The following is an 18623-nucleotide window of genomic DNA, read 5'->3' as shown; positions in this document are numbered from 1 at the left end:
CCCTTACTCCCCTTCAACACGCATGATGCTGGCGACACCGCGCACGGTGTCGAGCTTGCGCAGCGCTTCGACGGTCCCGGAGAGGGCGGCGTCGGGCGCGCGGTGGGTGACGACGACGAGGGATGCCTCGCCGCCGAGTCCTTCACTGTCGAGCCGGCCCTGCTGGCGCACGGTGTCGATCGACACGTCGTGCTCGGCGAAGACCGTGGCGACCTGGGCCAGCACACCTGGTTTGTCGGCCACGTCGAGGCTGATGTGGTACCGCGTCACCACCTCGGCCATGGAGTTGACCGGCAGCCGCGTGTACGCGGACTCGCCGGGCCCCGTCGCCTCGCCGAGCCGGTTGCGGCACACCGCGACGAGGTCGCCGAGCACGGCGGACGCGGTGGGCGGGCCGCCGGCGCCGGGGCCGTAGAACATCAGCTGTCCCGCCGCCTCGGCTTCCACGAAGACCGCGTTGTACGCCTCGCGCACGGAGGCGAGCGGGTGGGTGAGCGGGATCATCGCCGGATGGACGCGCGCGGTGACCGACTTCCCGTCGGCGGCGCGCTCGCAGATGGCGAGGAGTTTGACGGTGCAGCCCATGCGCCGGGCGGAGGCGATGTCGGCGGCGGTGACCTCGGTCAGCCCCTCGCGGTGGACGTCGTCGAGGCGTACGCGGGTGTGGAAGGCGATCCCCGCGAGGATCGCGGCCTTGGCGGCGGCGTCGAAGCCCTCGACGTCGGCGGTCGGGTCGGCCTCCGCGTAACCGAGCGCCGTCGCCTCGTCCAGCGCCTCCGAGTAGCCGGCGCCCGAGGAGTCCATCCGGTCGAGGATGAAGTTCGTGGTGCCGTTGACGATGCCGAGCACGCGGTTGACCTTGTCCCCCGCGAGGGATTCCCGCAGCGGCCTCAGCAGCGGGATGGCGCCCGCGACGGCGGCCTCGTAGTAGAGGTCCTTGCCGTACTTCTCGGCCGCGGCGAAGAGCGTCGCGCCGTCCTCGGCGAGCAGCGCCTTGTTGGCCGAGACGACGGACGCGCCGTGCTCGAAGGCGGTGGTGATCAGCGTGCGGGCGGGCTCGATACCGCCGATGACCTCGACGACGACGTCGATGTCGCCCCGTTCGACCAGCGCCGTCGCGTCCGTGGTGACCAGGGCGGGGTCGATGCCCTCGCGCACCTTGGAGGGACGGCGGACGGCGACCCCGGCGAGTTCCAGGGGCGCGCCGATCCGCGCGGCCAGATCGTCGGCGTGCGTCGCCATGATGCGCGCCACCTCTGAGCCGACGACCCCACAGCCCAGAAGCGCCACCTTCAGCGGACGCGTACGCATCATGCGACCTCGATTCCCTCTCTCAGCGATGTGGACCAGTCTCACGCACCGGACCGAAGTTTCTACCCTCCGTCCGTCATACGAGACGTCTATCTCAGCTAACCGACATCCAGACGCAGGAGATCTTCCTCCGTCTCGCGCCGGACGATCACCCGCGCCCCGCCGTCCTTGACGGCGACGACCGGCGGGCGCAGCGCGTGGTTGTAGTTGCTCGCCATGGAGCGGCAGTACGCGCCGGTGGCGGGGACCGCGATCAGGTCCCCGGGCGCAAGGTCCGCGGGCAGGAACGCGTCGCGCACGACGATGTCACCGCTCTCGCAGTGCTTGCCGACGACGCGCGAGAGCATCGGCTCGGCGTCGGAGCGGCGGGAGACGAGCGCGACGCTGTACTCGGCGTCGTACAGCGCGGTACGGATGTTGTCCGACATGCCGCCGTCGACGCTCACGTACGTCCGCAGCCCCTCCAGGGGCTTGACGGTGCCGACCTCGTAGAGCGTGAAGGCGGTCGGGCCGACGATCGCGCGGCCGGGCTCGACGGAGATCCGGGGGGTGCGCAGCCCCGCGGACTCACACTCACGGGTGACGATCGCGGTCAGGGACTTGGCGATCTCGTGCGGCTCGCGCGGGTCGTCGTCGGGGGTGTACGCGATGCCGAGACCGCCACCGAGGTCGATCTCCGGGAGTTCGACGCCGTGCTCGTCGCGGACCGCGGCCAGCAGTTCGACGACGCGGCGCGCGGAGACCTCGAAGCCCGCCATGTCGAAGATCTGCGAGCCGATGTGCGAGTGGATGCCGACGAGTTCGATGCCGTCGAGCCTCAGCGCGCGGCGGACGGCCTCCGCGGCCTGTCCGTCGGCCAGCGCGATACCGAACTTCTGGTCCTCGTGTGCGGTGGCGATGAACTCGTGGGTGTGCGCCTCGACGCCGACGGTGACCCGGATCTGTACGGGCTGCACCCGGCCGAGGCTCTGGGCGATGTGCGCGACGCGCACCATCTCCTGGAACGAGTCGAGGACGATGCGCCCGACGCCGGCGACGACGGCGCGCTCGATCTCGTGCACCGACTTGTTGTTGCCGTGCAGCGCGATGCGCTCGGGGGGCATGCCCGCGTCCAGCGCGGTGGCCAGCTCGCCGCCGGAGCAGACGTCGAGGTTGAGCCCCTCCTCCTTGAGCCAGTGGACGACGGCGCGGGACAGGAACGCCTTGCCCGCGTAGAAGACGTCGGCGTCCTTGCCGAACGCGTCGGCCCAGGCGCGGCAGCGGGCGCGGAAGTCGGCCTCGTCGAGGAAGTAGGCGGGGGTGCCGAACTCCTCGGCGAGGCGGGTCACGGGCAGCCCGGCGACGGTGGCGACACCGTCCTCGCCGCGGCTGACCGTGCGCGACCAGATCTTGTCGTCGAGCGCGTTGAGGTCGGCGGGCGGCGGGGAGTAGTGGCCCTCGGTGTGCACGTCGGCGTAGCGGGGTCCGGCGGGGTGGGCGGAACGGCTCATCGTCTTCTTGCTCTCTTGGTTACGTCGGATGCGTCCGACTCGGCGGACCGCATCAGAGGTGTTCGGGCGCGTCGATACCGAGGAGGGTGAGGCCACCGGCCAGCACCGTCCCGGCGGCTTCGGCGAGTGCGAGCCGGGACCGGTGGGCGGCCGAGGGTTTCTCGTCGCCGACGGGCAGCGGGCGGCAGGTCTCCTGGAAGTGCAGGAACGACTCCGCGGTGCGTTCGAGGTGCCGGGCGACCCGGTCGGGGGCGCGGTGGCGGGCGGCGGCGGCGAGTATGCCGGGGTGGTCGCCGATGGTGTCGAGCAGGGCGCGGGCCCCGGGTTCGCAGGTGTCGCCGTCGCCTCTCGGGATGCCGAGAACGGCGGCGTTGCGCAGGAGGGCGCGGGTACGGGCGTGGGCGTAACGCACCGTGAACAGGGGGTTGCTCTCGTGCTGGACGAGCAGGTCGTCGCCGGTCGCGGCCGCGTCGTGGGCGGCGGGCCGCAGCAGACCCCAGCGGGCGGCGTCGGTCCCGAGGCGGGCGAAGAGGTCCCCCGCGAGGGTGGCGGACACCGGTCGCACCGTCAGCCTCTCGGTGGCGTCGGCGCCGGTGCGGGCGTCGGCGCCCTGGGCGCGCAGCAGCCGCAGGACGGTCTCGGTCCGCACGGCCGCGCGGAGTTCACCCGCGGGGGCGAGGATCACGGTGGTGCCTGCGAGGGCGTCCCCGTGTCCGTACCGGATCCCGGTGCCGAGGACGGCGCGGACGACTCCGGCGCGGCTGCGGGGGGCGAGCGTGAAGTTCAGGAAGCCGGGTCCGGTGACGTCGACGCGGGAGAGGTCCGGGGTGGAGCGCAGGATCTCGGCGCGCAGGATCTCCGCGATGTCGCGGGGGCTGCGCCGGGCGGGGCCCGCGAGCCGCAGCGCGACGGAGGTCGCGTAGTCGCCGCTGCCGCCGGGCCCGGGGCGCCCGACCTGGACGCTGTCCGGTACGGGCCCGGCCAGGACACCCTCGTCGACCGCGCGGCGCAGGGCGCTCAGCACGGTGCGGGAGAGGTCGGCGGGGGTCACGGGACCAGCGTATGGGAGGAGGGGGGCGTCTTCGCGAACCGGTTTCGCGATGCGGGCACCCGCCCGGGCCCGGCCGCCGCGGAGCGCCGTCAGCCGCGCGCGCCGCGGGGCGTACTGCCCGCGCGCCCCGACTCGCATCTGTCGTCGAAGGACGGGCCCTCCCGGCGCATCAGCTGTCGTACGACCCTGACGAGCTCGGCGGGCTCGAACGGCTTGGCGAGGAAGGCGTCCACGCCCGCGTGGATGCCGGTCTCCACCTCGTACCGCGTACAGGCGCTGATGATCGCGACGGGCAGGTGCGAGGTCAGCGGATCGGCCCGCAGACGGGCGGCGGTGCGGATCCCGTCGAGGCGCGGCATGACGACGTCGAGGGTGATCACATCGGGCCTGACCCGGTGGACGACGTCCAGACACTCGGCACCATCGGCCGCGGTCACGACCTCGAAGCCCTCCAGCTCAAGGTTGACCCTGATCAACTGCCGGATGACCCTGTTGTCGTCGACAACGAGCACACGGCCTGACGCGCCTGACACAACTTGAGAGTAGGTCGGCCTCCGGGGCCGCGTCCGGGTTTTCCCCACTTCTCCCCCCGCGTGGAGGTCCGGCCGGCGCCGCCCGGCGCGACGCCTCACGCCAAATACCTGTTCACGACGACCCCACGGGGACTGGTAAGGTTTCTCCCGTCGCCAAGGTCCACGGCGACACGCCCCCGTAGCTCAGGGGATAGAGCATCGGCCTCCGGAGCCGGGTGCGCAGGTTCGAATCCTGCCGGGGGCACCGTATTCCAGGTGCCGAACAGGCCTTCCCTTCAGACCGCGCGTCTGATCGGGGGGCCTGTTGTCATGTGCGGCCACTGACGCCGGCACCGGGCCGGAGCAGATCCGTGGGTCCGGACTCGAACAGTCCCGTGGACCGGAGCACGGGTGAGCCCGTTCGCCGCCGTGAGCGACGGCTTCGGGTACGTCGGTCCGTTCCGGCCGCCGCGCACCGCCTCCCGTGCGGGGCGATCGTTTGACGGTGCGTCACTTGAGTGAACGTCGTGTGGAGAAGCCGGTCGGGTGTGCGGTTGTGACCGAAATGCCGTCCGTGGCACGTCCGTTCAGGTCCGATGATCTAACCCTTCGGCAACGACATTCCGAGGATCACGCCGTCAGTCAAGTCGCCACGCCGAAGTACCCGGGGACATTCCGGTGGTTGGCGGCGAGAGGGCCGCGATGTGCCCGTGCGCTGGTCAAGTGGCGTGCGGTTGAAACGATTTGGTGATTCCGCTTACGGTGCCGAGGGGTGCATCGGGCGTCGATTGTGGCCGAGTTGGATCGTTCGTGGCCTGTTAGGTACCCGCATTTTTCGAGGATGCACGCATCCGTAACGACGTGGTACGGCATAGGATCAAGCCGCGCCACGGGGGCCTCGCCAGTCCCTTCCGTAACGTTGCACACGATCTACTCGCGATCCCCACCGACACCCCCCAACCCGTTAATAGGTATCTGCGTGTCACCGATACTCAGCACCGGTTCCGGCGATGGAGCCGCGCAGTGAAAATCAATCGTCGCCTCGTCCTGCTGGTCACCGTGCCCCTCGTAGTGGCCGTCACCTTCGCGGTACTGGCCCTCGCTCCCGCGACCAACCAGGCACTCCAGGCCAACCGCCTCACGACCATGGTCGATGTCGCCTCGTCCGTGAGCGAGTTGACCCACCACTTGCAGCGCGAGCGGGCAGCGGCCACCGCCTTGGTCTCCACTCAGGGAGATACGGACTCGTTCCGCGAAACCTCCAACGCGACGGACAAGAGTGTCGCCCAATTCCGTTCACAGATCGGCAGCTTGTCGTCCGTTCCGGGCACCGCGCAGGCCGCTCTGGACCGGATCGAACGCTTCATCGATGAAATGCCCTCCCTGCGCGCCCAGGTGCGCTCCGGAGGGAGCACCGTCACGGCGCTGACGTTCGGCTACCGGATCGTGATCGCCGACCTGATCGACTACCGCGACGGCATCGCCCAGGCCGACGGTGTCGACGCCGACGTCGCCGACCGGATCCGCGCCGCCGCGGCGCTGTCGCGGGCCTCCGAGCACATGGGCCAGCAGCAGGTCGCGGTCATGAAGGCACAGGCCACGGGCGGCTTCACCGAAGCGTCCAAGCGGACCTTCGAGGCCACCAGGATCGGCTACACCGAAGCGACGGGCTCCCTGTTCGACCTGGGCCCGGTGCAGTGGCGGACCTGGCTGGAGCGCACGCTCTCCGGTCCCAAGGCCCTTGAGGCACGCCGGCTCGAGGACCAGGTGGCCCGCACCGCGCCGGACCAGGAGATCACCGTCACTCCCAAGAAGTGGCAGCAGGCGACGGCCGACCGGCAGGCGATCCTGCGGTCGGTCGAGAGCCGTATCGACGAGTCCGTCCTCAAGACGGTCACCGAGACGCGCACCTCGCTCGCCTGGCTGGCCGGCGCCGAGGTGGCGCTGGTGCTGCTCACGCTCATCAGCGCGATCGTCGTCGCCGTCCGGCTCGGCCGCGTGATGATCCGCCGGCTGCGGGACCTGCGCAACGCCGCCCACGAGGTGGCGCACACGGGTCTGCCGCGGGTCATGACGGAGCTGTCCCAGCCCGGCGCGCTCAGCGGCGCCACTCCCGAGCAGGTCGCCGAGCGGTCCGGCAACCCGGTGAAGACCACGGGTCTGGACGAGATCGGCGAGGTCGGTGAGGCGTTCAACGCCGTTCACCACGAAGCCGTCCGGCTGGCCGCGCAACAGGCCCACATCCACGAGCAGTTCGCGGAGACGCTGGTCGGTGTCGCCCGCAGGGGCGCGCAGTTGACCACCGTCATGGTGTCCGAGCTGGACACGGTGCAGCGCGACGAGGCCGACCCCGAGCGCATGAAGACCCTGTTCGCGCTCGACCACCTCGCAATCCGCATGGAGCGCAACACCAACAACCTGCTGGTGCTCGGCGGTTACGGGCACGGCCGGGTGCGTTCCGCCGACATCTCCTGCTCGACGGTGATCGTGGCCGCCGCGCAGCAGATCGAGCGCTTCGACCGGGTCTCCCTCGGTGTCATCGAGTCGGGCATCGGCATCGCCGCGCGAGTGGTCCACGACGTGGCGCACATCCTGGCCGAACTCCTGGACAACGCCACGCGCTTCTCGCCCCCGGACAAGCAGGTCGGGGTCGCGGTCTGGCGCCTGTGGGACCGGGCGGTCGTACAGATCGTCGACGAGGGCGTGGGCATCACCGCCGAGAAGCGCGCCACCCTGAACAAGGGTCTGCTGGAGCCGAAGTCCGGCATCGGCGACGTACGGTCCATGGGTCTGCACGTGGTGGCGCGGCTCGCCGCCCGGCACGGCATCGTCGTCGAACTGCGCGACTCCTCGGGGCCGGGCACGATCGCCGAGGTCACCCTGCCCGCGAACGTGCTGGCGGCGGCTCCGCAGGAGACCACACCGCCCGCGCAGGGCTCGCTCGGTGAGCGTCCCGGCGTGCGGTACGAGACGCCGCGCCCGATCACCGGGCCCGGACCGGTCGGCCGCCGGCAGCCCGCCGGAGCCGGTTCCCCGGCAGCCCGGAGCGGCGTCGGCGGCAGCGGCATCGGCGGGAACGGCGAGGCCGCCGCTGCGGGCGACTACCACCCCGGAGGGGACAACGGCTCCGCCGCGCCCTCCCGCGACGGAGCGAGCGGATCCGGCGGATCCGGACGTTCCGACGGGGCCAAGAGTTCCCCGGCCGACGACCGCGAGCGTTCCAACGCACCTTCCCAGCACCCTGTTCACGCGGAGCCCGTCTCCCGTATCGCCGGAGTGAGCTCATCGGGACTGCCGCTGCGGCAGCGCAACACACCGAAGCAGTGGCCCTCCTTGGGCAAACGCGACGGCGCCGAGCAGCGATCCGGCGCCGCCCCCAAGCCGTCGCCCCGCCGCCGGGACTCCCGGCAGGTCTCCGACGTCCTGGCGGCCTACGCCCAGGGGATCAACAGGAGCACGGGCCACCGCGGGCGCTCCGCCAACGACGACGACACCCAACGGAGCAAAAAATGACGACCTCACCCAACGACCTCAGCTGGATCCTCAGCGGTTTCGCCGGGCGTATCCCGGAGGTCACCCAGGCGATAGCCGTGTCCGTGGACGGACTCGCCCTCGCCTACACCGGGGTGGAGCGTGACGACGCCGACCGGCTGGCCGCCATCGCGTCGGGTGTCGTCAACCTGCTCTCCGCCGCCGCCCAGTTGACGAACACCGACCCTGTCGAGCACAGCCTGACCGCCATGGAGGGCGGTTACATGTTCTCGATGGCCGTCTCCAGCGGCGCGTCCCTGCTGGTGACGACCACCAGGGACGCGGACATCGGCGAGGTCAGCTACATGATGTCCGAACTGATCAACCAGGTCGGCGACTCCCTGACCCCCCAAATCCGCGACGCGAACGCCCAGCCCTCCCGCTGACGTCCGGGTCGTTGCACGCCCCACCGTCCGGTTCATACGCCGTACGTGCTGTTCCGCTCGTTCCGTCCGATAATTCCTCCATCCGATGAGAGCCCTCATGTTCTTCGACATATCCATACGTGGCCGCCGCAGAGTCCGGCCGGTCGGCGCGGCCGCCATCGCACTCGGCCTGGCAGCCGTCACCGGGTGCAGCGGCGACAGCGGCGCCGGCGACGACACTGTGAAGATCGGCCTGGTGGCGTCGCTGTCAGGCACCTACGAGCCGGTGGGCACGGAGCTGCGCAAGGGCTTCGAGCTGTACCTGGCGACGCATGACAACAAGCTGGGCGGCCGTGAGGTCGAGCTGATCGTGGCGGACGAGGGCGACGGTCCGCCGACCGCGGTCCCGGCGGCCACCAAGCTCGTCAAGAAGGACAAGGTCGACGCGCTGACCGGTCTCGTCAGCGGTGGTTCGGTCAACGCGGTGATGCCGCTGATCAACCAGGCCAAGATCCCGCTGCTCGGGTCCAACGGCCGTCCGCCCGTCAAGGACATGAAGTACCTCTGGACGACGAGCTTCCTCTCCGACGAGCCGGGCGCGGCCATCGCCCCGTACGTCAAGGAGAAGGTCGACGGCCCGGTCTACGCGATCGGCCCCGACTACCAGGGTGGCTACGACGAACTCCGCGGCTTCACGGACGAGTTCAAGAAGGTCGGCGGCAAGCTCGCCAACCCGGACGGCAAGACCAAGTGGACGCCGTTCCCGAAGACCACGAACTTCATGCCGTACTTCGCCGACATCGCCAAGACGGACGCGAAGGCCGTCTACTGCTTCTACGCCGGCAAGGCCGCCATCGACTTCGCCAAGCAGTACGCGCAGTCCGATGTCGCCGATCTGCCGCTGTACACGGCCTTCGTCACCGAGGGCAGTGTGCTCCAGGCGCAGGGTGACGCGGCGAAGGACGTCTACTCGGTCCTGAACTACGCGGCCGACCTCGACAACGAGGCCAACCGTAAGTTCGCCGCCGACTGGACCGCCAAGCACGACACCCAGCCGACGACCTACGCGATGGCCTCGTACGACGCGGCCGCCGTGCTGGACCAGGCGATCGGCGACGCCGCCAAGAAGGGCGACGTGTCGCCCGAGACCATCAACAACGCCATCGGCGGTCTCGGCCAGATCGACAGCCCGCGCGGCGCCTGGGAGTTCGGCGACAAGGCGCACTCGCCGGTGCAGCAGTGGTACCTGCGCCAGGTTCGCAAGGACGGTGACCAGCTGGCCAACGTCATGGTCCAGGACCTGGCGACGCTCGGCAGCTGAGATGAACATCCTTGATGCCCACTTCGTGCCGGCGGTGGACGGCGTGGCCTACGGGCTGCTGCTGTTCGTCGTCGCCGCCGGCCTGAGTCTCGCCTTCGGCACCGCGGGCGTGCTGAACCTGTCACACGGCGCGCTGTACGCGATCGGTGCCTATACCGGTGCCGAGTTGAGCGACGGGACCTGGGGCGGACTCGCCGTCGGACTGGCGGCCGGGACCGCGGCGGCTGCCGCCGCCGGGGCCGGCCTGTCCGCGGCGACGATCCCCCTGGCCCGTCGTGGGCATCTCGCGCAAGCACTGCTGACGTTCGGGCTCGCCCTGATCGGCGGCAATCTGCTCATCGAGTTCTTCGGGGCCGACGAGCTACCGGTACGCGTCCCCGAGGCGCTCGACTCCTCGGTGACGCTGCTGGGCCACCGGTACCCCGCGTACCGGCTCTGCTTCATCCTCATGGCCGTGCTGCTCGCGGCGTTCGGTACGTGGGTGCTCACCCGCACCCGCGTGGGTGCGGCGGTACGGGCGTCCGCGGACGACCCGCAGATGCTGGCCACCACCGGACACAGCCCCCGCGCGGTGCACACCGGCGTGCTGGCCGCCGCCGGGGCGCTGGCCGGGGCCGCCGGAGTGCTCGGCGCGCCCATCATCGGGCCGGGCGCCGGCACGGCCGACACCGTGCTGATGCTCTCGCTCGTGGTGGTCGTGCTGGGCGGGCTGCGGTCGCTGTGGACGACCCTGTTCGCGGCGATCGCCGTCGGCGAGGTCCAGACGCTCGGTGTCTCGGTGGCGCCGGACTGGGCGCCGTACCTGCTGTTCGCGGCCATGGCCGCCGTACTGATCGTGCGCTCGCAGTTCACCGAACCCGCGACGTCGGCGGCGCACGGCGGCGGGGACGGTGGCTCGGACCCGGTGCAGTGGCTGCGGCGACGGCTCTCCGCGTCGTTCAAGGGGCGGGGAGCGGGGACCGCCGCGGCTGCGTCCGCCGCGGCTCCGTCCGCCGCGGCCGCGTCCGGTTCGGGAGACGGCGCCGTCGTCGGCTCAGGCACCGGCACCCGCACCGGCACGTCGGAAGCGGGCGGCCGGTCCGGGGGCGGCCGCAGCGCCTTGCCGTGGCTGCTCCGGGGCGGCAGCGCCGACGGCGACCTCGCCTCGCGGGTTCGCCAGGCCGCTCCGCTCCTCCTCCTGCTCGGCGTTCTCATCGCCCTGCCGACGCTGCTCGACGCGTACACCATCTCGCTGGCCGGCTCCGCGCTCGCCCTCGGGCTGCTCGCGGTCAGCGTCACCATCCTGACCGGCTACGCCGGACTGCCGACCCTGGGCCAGACGGCGCCGTTCGCCGTCGGCGCGTACGCCACCGCGAATCTCGCCGACGCCGGCTGGACGGTCGGCCCGGTCCAGGTCGTCGTCGCGGCGATCGCCGCCGCGCTGTTCTCCCTGGTGACCGGACCCGCGGTGATCCGGGCCCGTGGAACCACGGTCCTGATGATCACCCTCGCCATCGGCGAGCTGGCGAGCGCCGCCATCAACCAGCTCAAGTCCGTCACCGGCGGCGCCGACGGCCTCGTCGGCTTCCCGCCCACCCAGGCACTCTGGGGCGGGGAGGGGATGGTCGACGAGAGCGAGGTCTACAACTACGCGCTCGCCGTCGCGGTCGTCGCCGTCGCCGTCACCCTGCTCGTCCTGCGCTCCCCCGCCGGAAAGCTGCTCACCGGCACCCGTAACGCCGAGGCCCGCATGCGCGCCTCCGGCCACCCCGTCGGGCGCTACCTGCTGATGGCGCACATCGGCGCCGGCGCGCTCGCCGGGGTCGGCGGCTCCGTCATGGTGACCGTGCAGCAGTACCTCTCCCCGGCCGACGTCGGTTTCGAGATCGCGGCGTTCGCGCTCCTGGCGGTCGTCATCGGCGGCAGCACCTCGGTGGTCGGCGCGCTGATCGGCGCCGGACTGATCGTCAGCACCCGTGACTGGCTGGCCGGTTCATGGCCCGGCCACGGGCACCTGCTGCTCGGCGTGCTGTTCGTCGCCGCCGTCTATATGCTCCCGCGCGGTCTGGCCGGGCTGCGCGGCGGGCCCGGTTCCGGCGGGCGGGGAGCGGCCGGGGCCGGTCCGCCCCCCTCCGACCACGACAGCGTTCCGGCCGGGAAGGTCACCCCATGACAGCCAGCACGCCACCCACGGCGCCGGTACTGGACCTGAAGAACCTGGTCCGGCGGTACGGGAGCCTCACCGCCGTCGACGACGTCAGCCTCCAACTCCCCGCCGGAGCACGGCACGCCGTCATCGGCCCCAACGGCGCGGGCAAGACCACGCTGCTCAACCTCATCGCCGGCACGGACCGTCCCGATCACGGCACCATCGCCCTGAGCGGCGCCGACATCACCCGTACGGCCACCGCCAGGCGCAGCCGCCTCGGTATCGCCCGCAGCTTCCAGCAGCCGTCCGTCATCGGCGAGTTGTCGGTCCTGGACAACATCGTGCTGGCCGGCTGGCGGCACCACCCGCTGCGCGGGGGCGCGTGGCGGCGGCCGTCCCGCTACCGGCAGCACGCCGAGTCCGCGGCTCACCACCTGGAGGTCGTCGGCCTCGCCGACTCCGCGCGCAGGCCGGCCGCCGACCTGTCCCACGGCCAGCGCCGCATGCTCGACCTCGCGGCGGCACTCGCGGGCGCCCCGCGGCTGATGCTGCTCGACGAGCCGGCGGCCGGGCTGACCGACGGCGACATCGGCCGTCTGCTCACGATCCTGCGCGGGCTCCCGGCCGACGTGGCCGTCATCCTGGTGGAGCACCACGTCGAGGTCGTCGCCGAACTCGCCGACACGGTGACCGTGTTGGCGGCCGGCCGGGTACTGATCACCGCCCCGACCGCCGAGGCGCTCGCCCATCCGGAGGTGCGCGACGCGTACCACGCCACGGGCGCCCGCGACACAGCAGAAGCGAGAGGGTGACCGACCACCGATGCTGGAACTCACCGGCCTGACGGCGGGCTACCACGGCGGCACCGTCCTGCACGACCTCGATCTGAGCGTCCCCGCCGGCTCCGTCCACGCGATCGTGGGCCACAACGGGGCGGGCAAGACCACCCTCGTCCACACGGTGGCGGGGTTCATCCGCCCGTCCGCCGGCTCGGTACGGCTGAACGGCCAGGAGATGACCGGGCTGCCCGCGCACCGGGTGGCGCGCGCCGGGATCGGCCTCGTACCGCAGGGGCGGCGGGTCTTCGCGGGCCTGACCGTCGCGGAGCACCTGCGGCTCTCCTACCGCCCGCCGCGCCGCGGCGACGCGACCCGGCCGAGCGCGTGGACCCCGGCGCGGGTGCTGGAACTCCTGCCCCGGCTGGGTGAGCGCCAGGGCAACCGGGGCACGGACCTGTCCGGCGGCGAGCAGCAGATGCTCGCCCTGGCGCGTGCGCTGCTCGGCTCGCCGAGCGTGCTGCTGATGGACGAGCCGACGGAGGGCCTGGCGCCCGCTCTGGTCAAGCAGGTCTACGAACTGGTCGGCACCCTGGCGGACGAGGGCATCGCGGTACTGCTGGTCTCACCGAGCCCCGCCCAGGCGGCGGAACGCGCCCGCACGATCACGGTCCTCACCTCGGGCCGCCCGACCCTGCGCATGTCGGGCGAGGACGCCCGCACGGACCCGTCCCCACTCCACGAGGCCCTGGAACTGACCCCGGTCCGAACGCACTGAGCCCAGTCCTCAATCTCTGTGCGCACGGGCCTTGTCCTCAATCGCCGGACGGGCTTCAATCAAGCTCGCTGGGCGGGCATTTCAAGCCCCGCCGGCGATTGAGGACGAACCGGCCCACCGGGCGAACCCGGTGAGCCGCCCACGTCACTTCAGCCGGTGCCCACCGAACCCGCTGTTCCGGTCGGACCCACTGTTCTGCGCCTGCCACCACGCCTCGAACTCCGGCTGCCCCATCGCCCCCCAGTCCGGCGTGTTCTCCACCTGCGCGCTCCCCATCCTGCGGGCCAGCGCGACCAGCGAGGCACCGACGGCACCGCGATGGGTGTCGTACGCCTCCATGATCTCCTTCCAGCTCTCCCCGGCCACCGCCGCGGCCTCCAGGGCCGTCGCGTCCTGGAGCGCCTTGACGCTGCCGCCGCCGATGTGCGGCCGGGCGACGCTGGCGGCGTCGCCGACGAGCAGCATCCGCTCGGAGGTGTACTGCGGCACCTCCAGGTCGTAGATGGGCTGGATGAACGTCGTCTCTGCGGGCGTACGCAGCACCCGGGCCGCCCAGTACGGCGGGAAGTTGTCCGCGACGAGGGCCCGGAGGTGCGCGGTGAGCGCCGAGTTGAGCCGGCCGGGCGGCAGCGAGGTCGGTGTCTTCAGGTCCGGGTGGAGGTCCTCGGACTCCGGCGGGGCGGTGTAGAGCACCCAGTTGAGCCGGTGTCCGCCGACGCCGTCCGGGATGCGGTAGATCATGCAGTGGCCGCCGGGGAAGACCACGTTGTGCGCGTCGTTGCCGTCGGAGGGGAGGTCCGCGACGTCCGCCGAGGTGCCGCGCCAGCCGATGTACCCGGCGTACGTCGCGCCGAGCCCGGGGAACATCGCGTCGCGGACCACCGAGCGGTAGCCGTCCGCCCCGATCACGGCGTCGAAGCGTTCCCGCTGCCCGTCGCCGAGTTGGAGGGTCACGCCGTCGGAGTCGGGCTCGACGGCGCTGACGAGCGCACCGGACCGGTAGTCGACGTCCTCGGGCACCCGGCGCCGCAACTCACTCCACAGGGAACCCCAGTTGTAGGCGCGGAACGGGAACGGCTGCTCACCGACGGCCCGTCCGTGCTCCGCCTCGCCGTCCCGCACGCTCCACACCCGCCGGGTCAGCGGCGCCCAGGGCATCTCGGCGGCGACGTATCCGGCGCTCTGGAGTTCGTCGTACCGGTCGTTGTGGAGGGCGATCCCGACTCCCCTGTCCCGGAGTTGGGCGTCGGCCCGCTCGAAGACGGTGACCTTCCCGGCTCCGCCGCGGGACACGGCCAGTGCCGTGGCACATCCCGCTATGCTGCCGCCGACGACGGCGACGCTGCCTCCACGCATACCTGGCACTCCCACTCGGTCGATGTTCCGATTCCCCCAACACACGGGGCCACGAGGGATCTTATCGACGCCGCTCGCGCACGAAACGAGCGCGACGGCTTCACAACGTCTTCCCGAAACCAGGCCAGGACCGGTTCCTCCGCGACTCCAGTCATGCCGCGAAGGGTGGACGCGACGTGGCCCGGCGAGGTCGAGCTCCCGCCGGGCCGTGTCGACTACCCCTCTGAGAGCGTCAGTTGGGCGTCCGCCCAGTCCGCGTGGTCCGAGTCGATGCCGTCGCCGGCGTCCGTGACGCGCAGCGTGAGGTGCCGGACACCGCGCACGTCCACGTCGAACGCGTGTGGCGCGTCCGTCGGGCCCAGGACGCCGCTGCGGGCCAGGGTCTCGCCGTCGCCGATCACCTCGAAGGCCACCGAACCCTTGTCCGGTTTCTCCTCGTCGATGCCGGCCCACGCCGCGAAGCTGTCGTACGCGCCGTTCAGGGCGACCGTCACCTCGGAGCGCGCGTGCACTCCGAGGCCCTTGTCGTACGTCGTGTCGCCGAGCCGCAGCGGGCCGCCGTCGCCCGTGCCGTTCTCGCCGTTGGAGAGGTCGCGCTCGACCGGGCCCCAGCCGTTGGACTCGGAGACGAACGGCAACGAGCTGACGTAAACGGTGCCTTCACGTGCCACGAAGACCCGCACCGTTCGCTCGACCGTCAGCGGCGGCGCGCCACGTCGGGCGTCCGGGTCCCGGTAGGTCAGCGTGACCGGGATCTCCGTCGCCCCGTACACCGGGTCGGCGGGGACCGTGACCCGCCAGGACGTGGTCAGTTCGCCGCCGTCGGCCAGTTCGTCCGCCGTCGCGCCGGTGCCGTCGACCGTCCAGCCCTCGGGGGTACGGGCGGCGAGTCTCACGTCCTCGGCGGGGCCCGCCTCGTCCAGGACGAAGCTCGCGTCGATGCCGACCGTCTCGCCCGGCAGGGCGTCCGCCTTGGCGGGGGTGACGGACAGCGTGCCGACGGGCACCGAGTCCACCGGCCGGTCGCAGCTGTCGCGGCCAGGCACGGCGCGGCAGATCTGCGCGGCGAAGCCGCCGTCCGCCAACACCGGCACCGTAAGTACGTCCTGACGGTTCGTCACCTTGCTCTGACGTACGACACCGTCGGCGCCGTCCCGTACGACGTCGACCCGCCACGAGCCGGGGCCGAGGAACGTCAGCGGGACCCGCTCCGTACCCCCGTCGCCCGCCCTGATGGAGCCGAGGAACCACCGGTCGCCGTCCCTGCGGGCGAACGTCGCCCCCTCACCGGGCGTACCGGCGACGAACCGGCTCTCGTCCCAGACGGTCGGGACCTGGTCGAGGAACCGGGCGAGTTCGGGCCGGGCGCGGTACGCCTCGACGCTGCCCGCGTAGTTCTGGAACCCGGACTCGTACACGACGGAGAGCGCCAGCTCGGCGGCCTCGGTGTTGTTGCGCTGTCCGAACTGGAAGCCCATGGGGGTGAAGTCCATGGAGCCGACCACGTTACGGGTGTAGGGCAGCGTCGCCATGTCGTCGGCCTGGACATCGCCCTGCTCGGCGCCGTGCACGCCCTCCATCGTCATGACGTGCGGCCAGGTGCGCTGGATGCCGTGCGGCAGCGTCGAGCCGTGGAAGTTGACCATCAGCTCCCGGTCGGCGGTCTCGCGGAGGATCTCGTCGTACCACTCCATGCGTTCACGCGAGTCGGAGTCCATGAAGTCGATCTTCAGCCCGGCGGCGCCCCACTCCTTGACCCTGTCGAGCTGCCGCGTGCGCTCGGCGGGCGTGTCGAGATCGGTCCAGTGCATCCACAACAGGACGCCCACGCCCCGCCGTTCGGCGTACTCCATCAGCTGTGGCATCCAGTCGGTGGTGTTCCAGCCGTCGTCCACCAGGGAGTACTCCCAGCCGTGCGCCGCCGCGTAGTCCACGAACCGCTGCTGGGTCTCAAGGCTGCGCTGGGCCGCGCCGAATCCGGCGAGCCAGGACCAGGCGACGGCGCCGGGGCGGATCCAGGAGGTGTCCGCGACACGGGAGGGCGGGGCCAGGTCGTCCACGAGGGTGGACTCGGTCACGGTCGCCAGGTCGCCCGCGATCACGGTCCGCCAGGGGGTCGCGAGCGGGCCGTCGGCGGGCCGGGGCACGGCGGGGTCGGCCAGCGTCACGTCGTAGCGTCCACTGCCCGCCGTGTGCGTGAGGCGGCTCGCGGGGTAGCGGCCGTCGACGTCCGCCTCGGTGAGCAGTACGTGGTCGTCGCCCACCCGGAAGAGGGCGGGGTACGCGTACTGGCCGCTCGGAGCGCCCGCGGCGGTCGAACCGTCGTACGGCTGCTCGTAGTTGACCGAGTAGTCGCTGAGCCGGGCGGGCGCGTCGCCGGGCAGGACGAAGCCGGACGCCTCGCGCAGCACGGCGCCGTCGCCGCCGCTCGGGAGCACGTAGCGGTACGCGACTCCGTCGCCGGCCGCGCGTACGACCAGGTCGACCCGTGCGCCGCCCGTACCCTCCAGGGTGAAGCGCGACTCGGCCATGTCGACGGCGCGGCGGCGCTCCTTGCCGACGACGGTGGTGTACCGCTCGGCGATACGTCGGTCCTCGCGGTCCACCAGGCGCAGCCCGCGTGTCAGATCGGCGTCCTCGGTGACGATGCCGAGGGGTGAGGGTTCGACGAGGGTGCGGCCGCCGTCCCGTACGGCGAGGGTGACGGTGCCGTCGGCGGGGTCGAGCCGTACGGCGGCGGCGGGCCCGCCACGGGAGACGTTCCAGGCGGTCCCGGCGGGGCCGGCCGCGTCGTCCGGGGCGGCGGCTGCCGGGGTCCCCAGACAGAGCACCCCCGCGAGCGCCGTCGCACAGGCAGCGCGCCATCGGTTCGCCGAACCTGGTCTGCTGTTCGTCATCGCTTGTCCCTCTCACTCGGAGCCGGGCTCAACGGCCAAACACGGGGCGCGAGTTGGTGATGACAGGGCTGTGCCTGAAGTGGCGCCCACGCCCCGGATTGTCCACCGGAATTCCCCGGAACCGCCAGGGTCTGTCGCACAGAATCCAACAGAATCAATAGTGCGCATACGATGCGGGCATGGGGACCTCCGCCGTACCGGACGACGCGCCGGGCGACCGCCTCGCGGCGTTCGGCAATCAACTGATCGATGTGCACATCTGGCTCCGTGAGGAGCTCGCCCGGCTGCAGGACGATGTCGACGGCTACCTCGCGGGCGACGGTGAGCGCCCGCGTGAACTACAGGCGCACTGCCTCGCGTTCTGCTCCGCCCTGACCCGGCATCACACGGCGGAGGACGACGGCGTCTTCCCCGAACTGGCGCGGCGCTTCCCCGAGTTGGCGCCCGTACTGGAACAGCTCGCGCACGACCACCACATGGTGACCGGCATCCTCGGGCGGCTCCAGGCTCTCGTCGACGGGATCGGCGCTGCCCCGGACGCCGCCGAGGCACGCCGGGTGCGGGGTGAACTGGACGGTCTCGTCGCGCTGGTGGAGTCCCATTTCACGTACGAGGAGAAGAAGCTCGTCGCCGCCCTCAACGCGCTGGACACGCCGCTCCCCGACGACTTCGCCCTCAGGGACGCGCGCCGCGGGTAAGGCGTGGCCGGGTCGCACATGCGGCCCGGCCGCAGGGCGGGGCCGGCGGCGGCTGGTGCGGTGCGTCGCAAGGCGGAGGCCGTCTCGTACCGGGCGCATTCGGCCGGCCGCCGACAACGCGGCGAGGTGCCGTGCCAGGCTTCGCCGGCCAGGCGGGATGTGTCAGACACGGCCCAAGCCGTGGACGGGTCGCACACGCGGCCCGGCCGACAGGTCTCAGGCCGAACGCTTTCTCGTCGGGGCCTTCTTCGCCGTGGTCTTCTTGGCCGTCGTCTTCTTCGCGGCGGTCTTGCCCGTCGTCGTCTTCTTGGCCGCCGCCTTCTTGGCCGGCGTCTTCTTCTGCGCGGTCCCGGACGCCGTCTTCGAAGCAGTCTTCGACGCGGTCTTGGAAGCCGTCTTCGAAGTGCCC

14 protein-coding genes and 1 tRNA gene are annotated in these 18623 nt (G+C 71.7%); 8 read left to right on the top strand and 7 right to left on the bottom strand.

Going from position 1 to position 18623, the window contains the following annotated elements; all coding sequences use genetic code 11:
• Positions 1-3: 3 nt before the first annotated feature.
• From GXP76_RS10485 to GXP76_RS10470, 4 genes are all read right to left on the bottom strand, one after another.
• Positions 4-1314, bottom strand: a complete 1311-nt coding sequence (locus GXP76_RS10485; protein ID WP_242571189.1) for a homoserine dehydrogenase — start codon at positions 1312-1314, stop codon at positions 4-6.
• A 95-nt stretch (positions 1315-1409) separates the two neighbouring features.
• Entirely contained in the window at positions 1410-2801 is a 1392-nt protein-coding gene (lysA, locus tag GXP76_RS10480) for a diaminopimelate decarboxylase (RefSeq protein WP_242571188.1), read from the bottom strand.
• A gap of 52 nt (positions 2802-2853) precedes the next feature.
• A complete protein-coding gene (nrtL, locus tag GXP76_RS10475; RefSeq protein WP_242571187.1) occupies positions 2854-3852 on the bottom strand; it encodes an ArgS-related anticodon-binding protein NrtL in 999 nt (332 codons plus the stop codon).
• Positions 3853-3941: 89 nt separating this feature from the next.
• Positions 3942-4433: a response regulator gene (locus GXP76_RS10470; protein ID WP_242571186.1), complete on the bottom strand. Its 492-nt coding sequence runs from the start codon at positions 4431-4433 to the stop codon at positions 3942-3944.
• A gap of 124 nt (positions 4434-4557) precedes the next feature.
• On the opposite strand from GXP76_RS10470, the gene GXP76_RS10465 reads away from it, so the two are divergent.
• From GXP76_RS10465 to GXP76_RS10435, 7 genes are all read left to right on the top strand, one after another.
• A tRNA-Arg gene (locus tag GXP76_RS10465) sits at positions 4558-4629 on the top strand.
• Positions 4630-5387: 758 nt separating this feature from the next.
• Entirely contained in the window at positions 5388-7877 is a 2490-nt protein-coding gene (locus tag GXP76_RS10460) for a nitrate- and nitrite sensing domain-containing protein (RefSeq protein ID WP_242571185.1), read from the top strand.
• Positions 7874-8281: a roadblock/LC7 domain-containing protein gene (locus GXP76_RS10455; protein WP_242571184.1), complete on the top strand. Its 408-nt coding sequence runs from the start codon at positions 7874-7876 to the stop codon at positions 8279-8281. The genes GXP76_RS10460 and GXP76_RS10455 overlap by 4 nt, the downstream gene beginning before the upstream one ends.
• Before the next feature lie 97 nt (positions 8282-8378).
• Positions 8379-9581 (top strand): ABC transporter substrate-binding protein, encoded by a 1203-nt coding sequence (locus tag GXP76_RS10450; RefSeq protein WP_242571183.1) that lies wholly within the window; start codon positions 8379-8381, stop codon positions 9579-9581.
• Position 9582: 1 nt separating this feature from the next.
• Positions 9583-11733, top strand: a complete 2151-nt coding sequence (locus GXP76_RS10445) for an ABC transporter permease (RefSeq protein ID WP_242571182.1) — start codon at positions 9583-9585, stop codon at positions 11731-11733.
• Positions 11730-12521 carry an ABC transporter ATP-binding protein gene (locus GXP76_RS10440; protein ID WP_242571181.1) on the top strand — a complete coding sequence of 264 codons (792 nt, stop codon included), beginning with the start codon at positions 11730-11732 and terminating at the stop codon, positions 12519-12521. Before GXP76_RS10445 ends, GXP76_RS10440 begins: the two co-directional genes overlap by 4 nt.
• 10 nt (positions 12522-12531) lie before the next feature.
• The gene (locus GXP76_RS10435) at positions 12532-13263 is read left to right on the top strand and encodes an ABC transporter ATP-binding protein (protein ID WP_242571180.1); all 732 of its coding nucleotides are present in this window, start codon (positions 12532-12534) and stop codon (positions 13261-13263) included.
• Positions 13264-13407: 144 nt separating this feature from the next.
• On the opposite strand, the gene GXP76_RS10430 is transcribed toward GXP76_RS10435, so the two are convergent.
• Together GXP76_RS10430 and GXP76_RS10425 are read right to left on the bottom strand one after the other, a co-directional pair.
• Positions 13408-14619 (bottom strand): FAD-dependent monooxygenase, encoded by a 1212-nt coding sequence (locus GXP76_RS10430; RefSeq protein WP_242571179.1) that lies wholly within the window; start codon positions 14617-14619, stop codon positions 13408-13410.
• A gap of 215 nt (positions 14620-14834) precedes the next feature.
• On the bottom strand, positions 14835-17516 hold the full coding sequence (locus GXP76_RS10425) for a glycoside hydrolase family 97 catalytic domain-containing protein (protein ID WP_242571178.1): 2682 nt from the start codon (positions 17514-17516) through the stop codon (positions 14835-14837).
• Between the two features lie 179 nt (positions 17517-17695).
• On the opposite strand from GXP76_RS10425, the gene GXP76_RS10420 reads away from it, so the two are divergent.
• Positions 17696-18214, top strand: a complete 519-nt coding sequence (locus tag GXP76_RS10420) for a hemerythrin domain-containing protein (protein ID WP_242571177.1) — start codon at positions 17696-17698, stop codon at positions 18212-18214.
• Positions 18215-18430: 216 nt separating this feature from the next.
• On the opposite strand, the gene GXP76_RS10415 is transcribed toward GXP76_RS10420, so the two are convergent.
• The coding region (locus GXP76_RS10415) for a hypothetical protein (RefSeq protein ID WP_242571176.1) at positions 18431-18623 on the bottom strand (193 nt) is incomplete at its 5' end.

This window comes from Streptomyces sp. NP-1717 (assembly GCF_022695985.1).
Lineage (GTDB): Bacteria > Actinomycetota > Actinomycetes > Streptomycetales > Streptomycetaceae > Streptomyces.
This window is presented reverse-complemented; position numbering and strand designations above follow the sequence as displayed.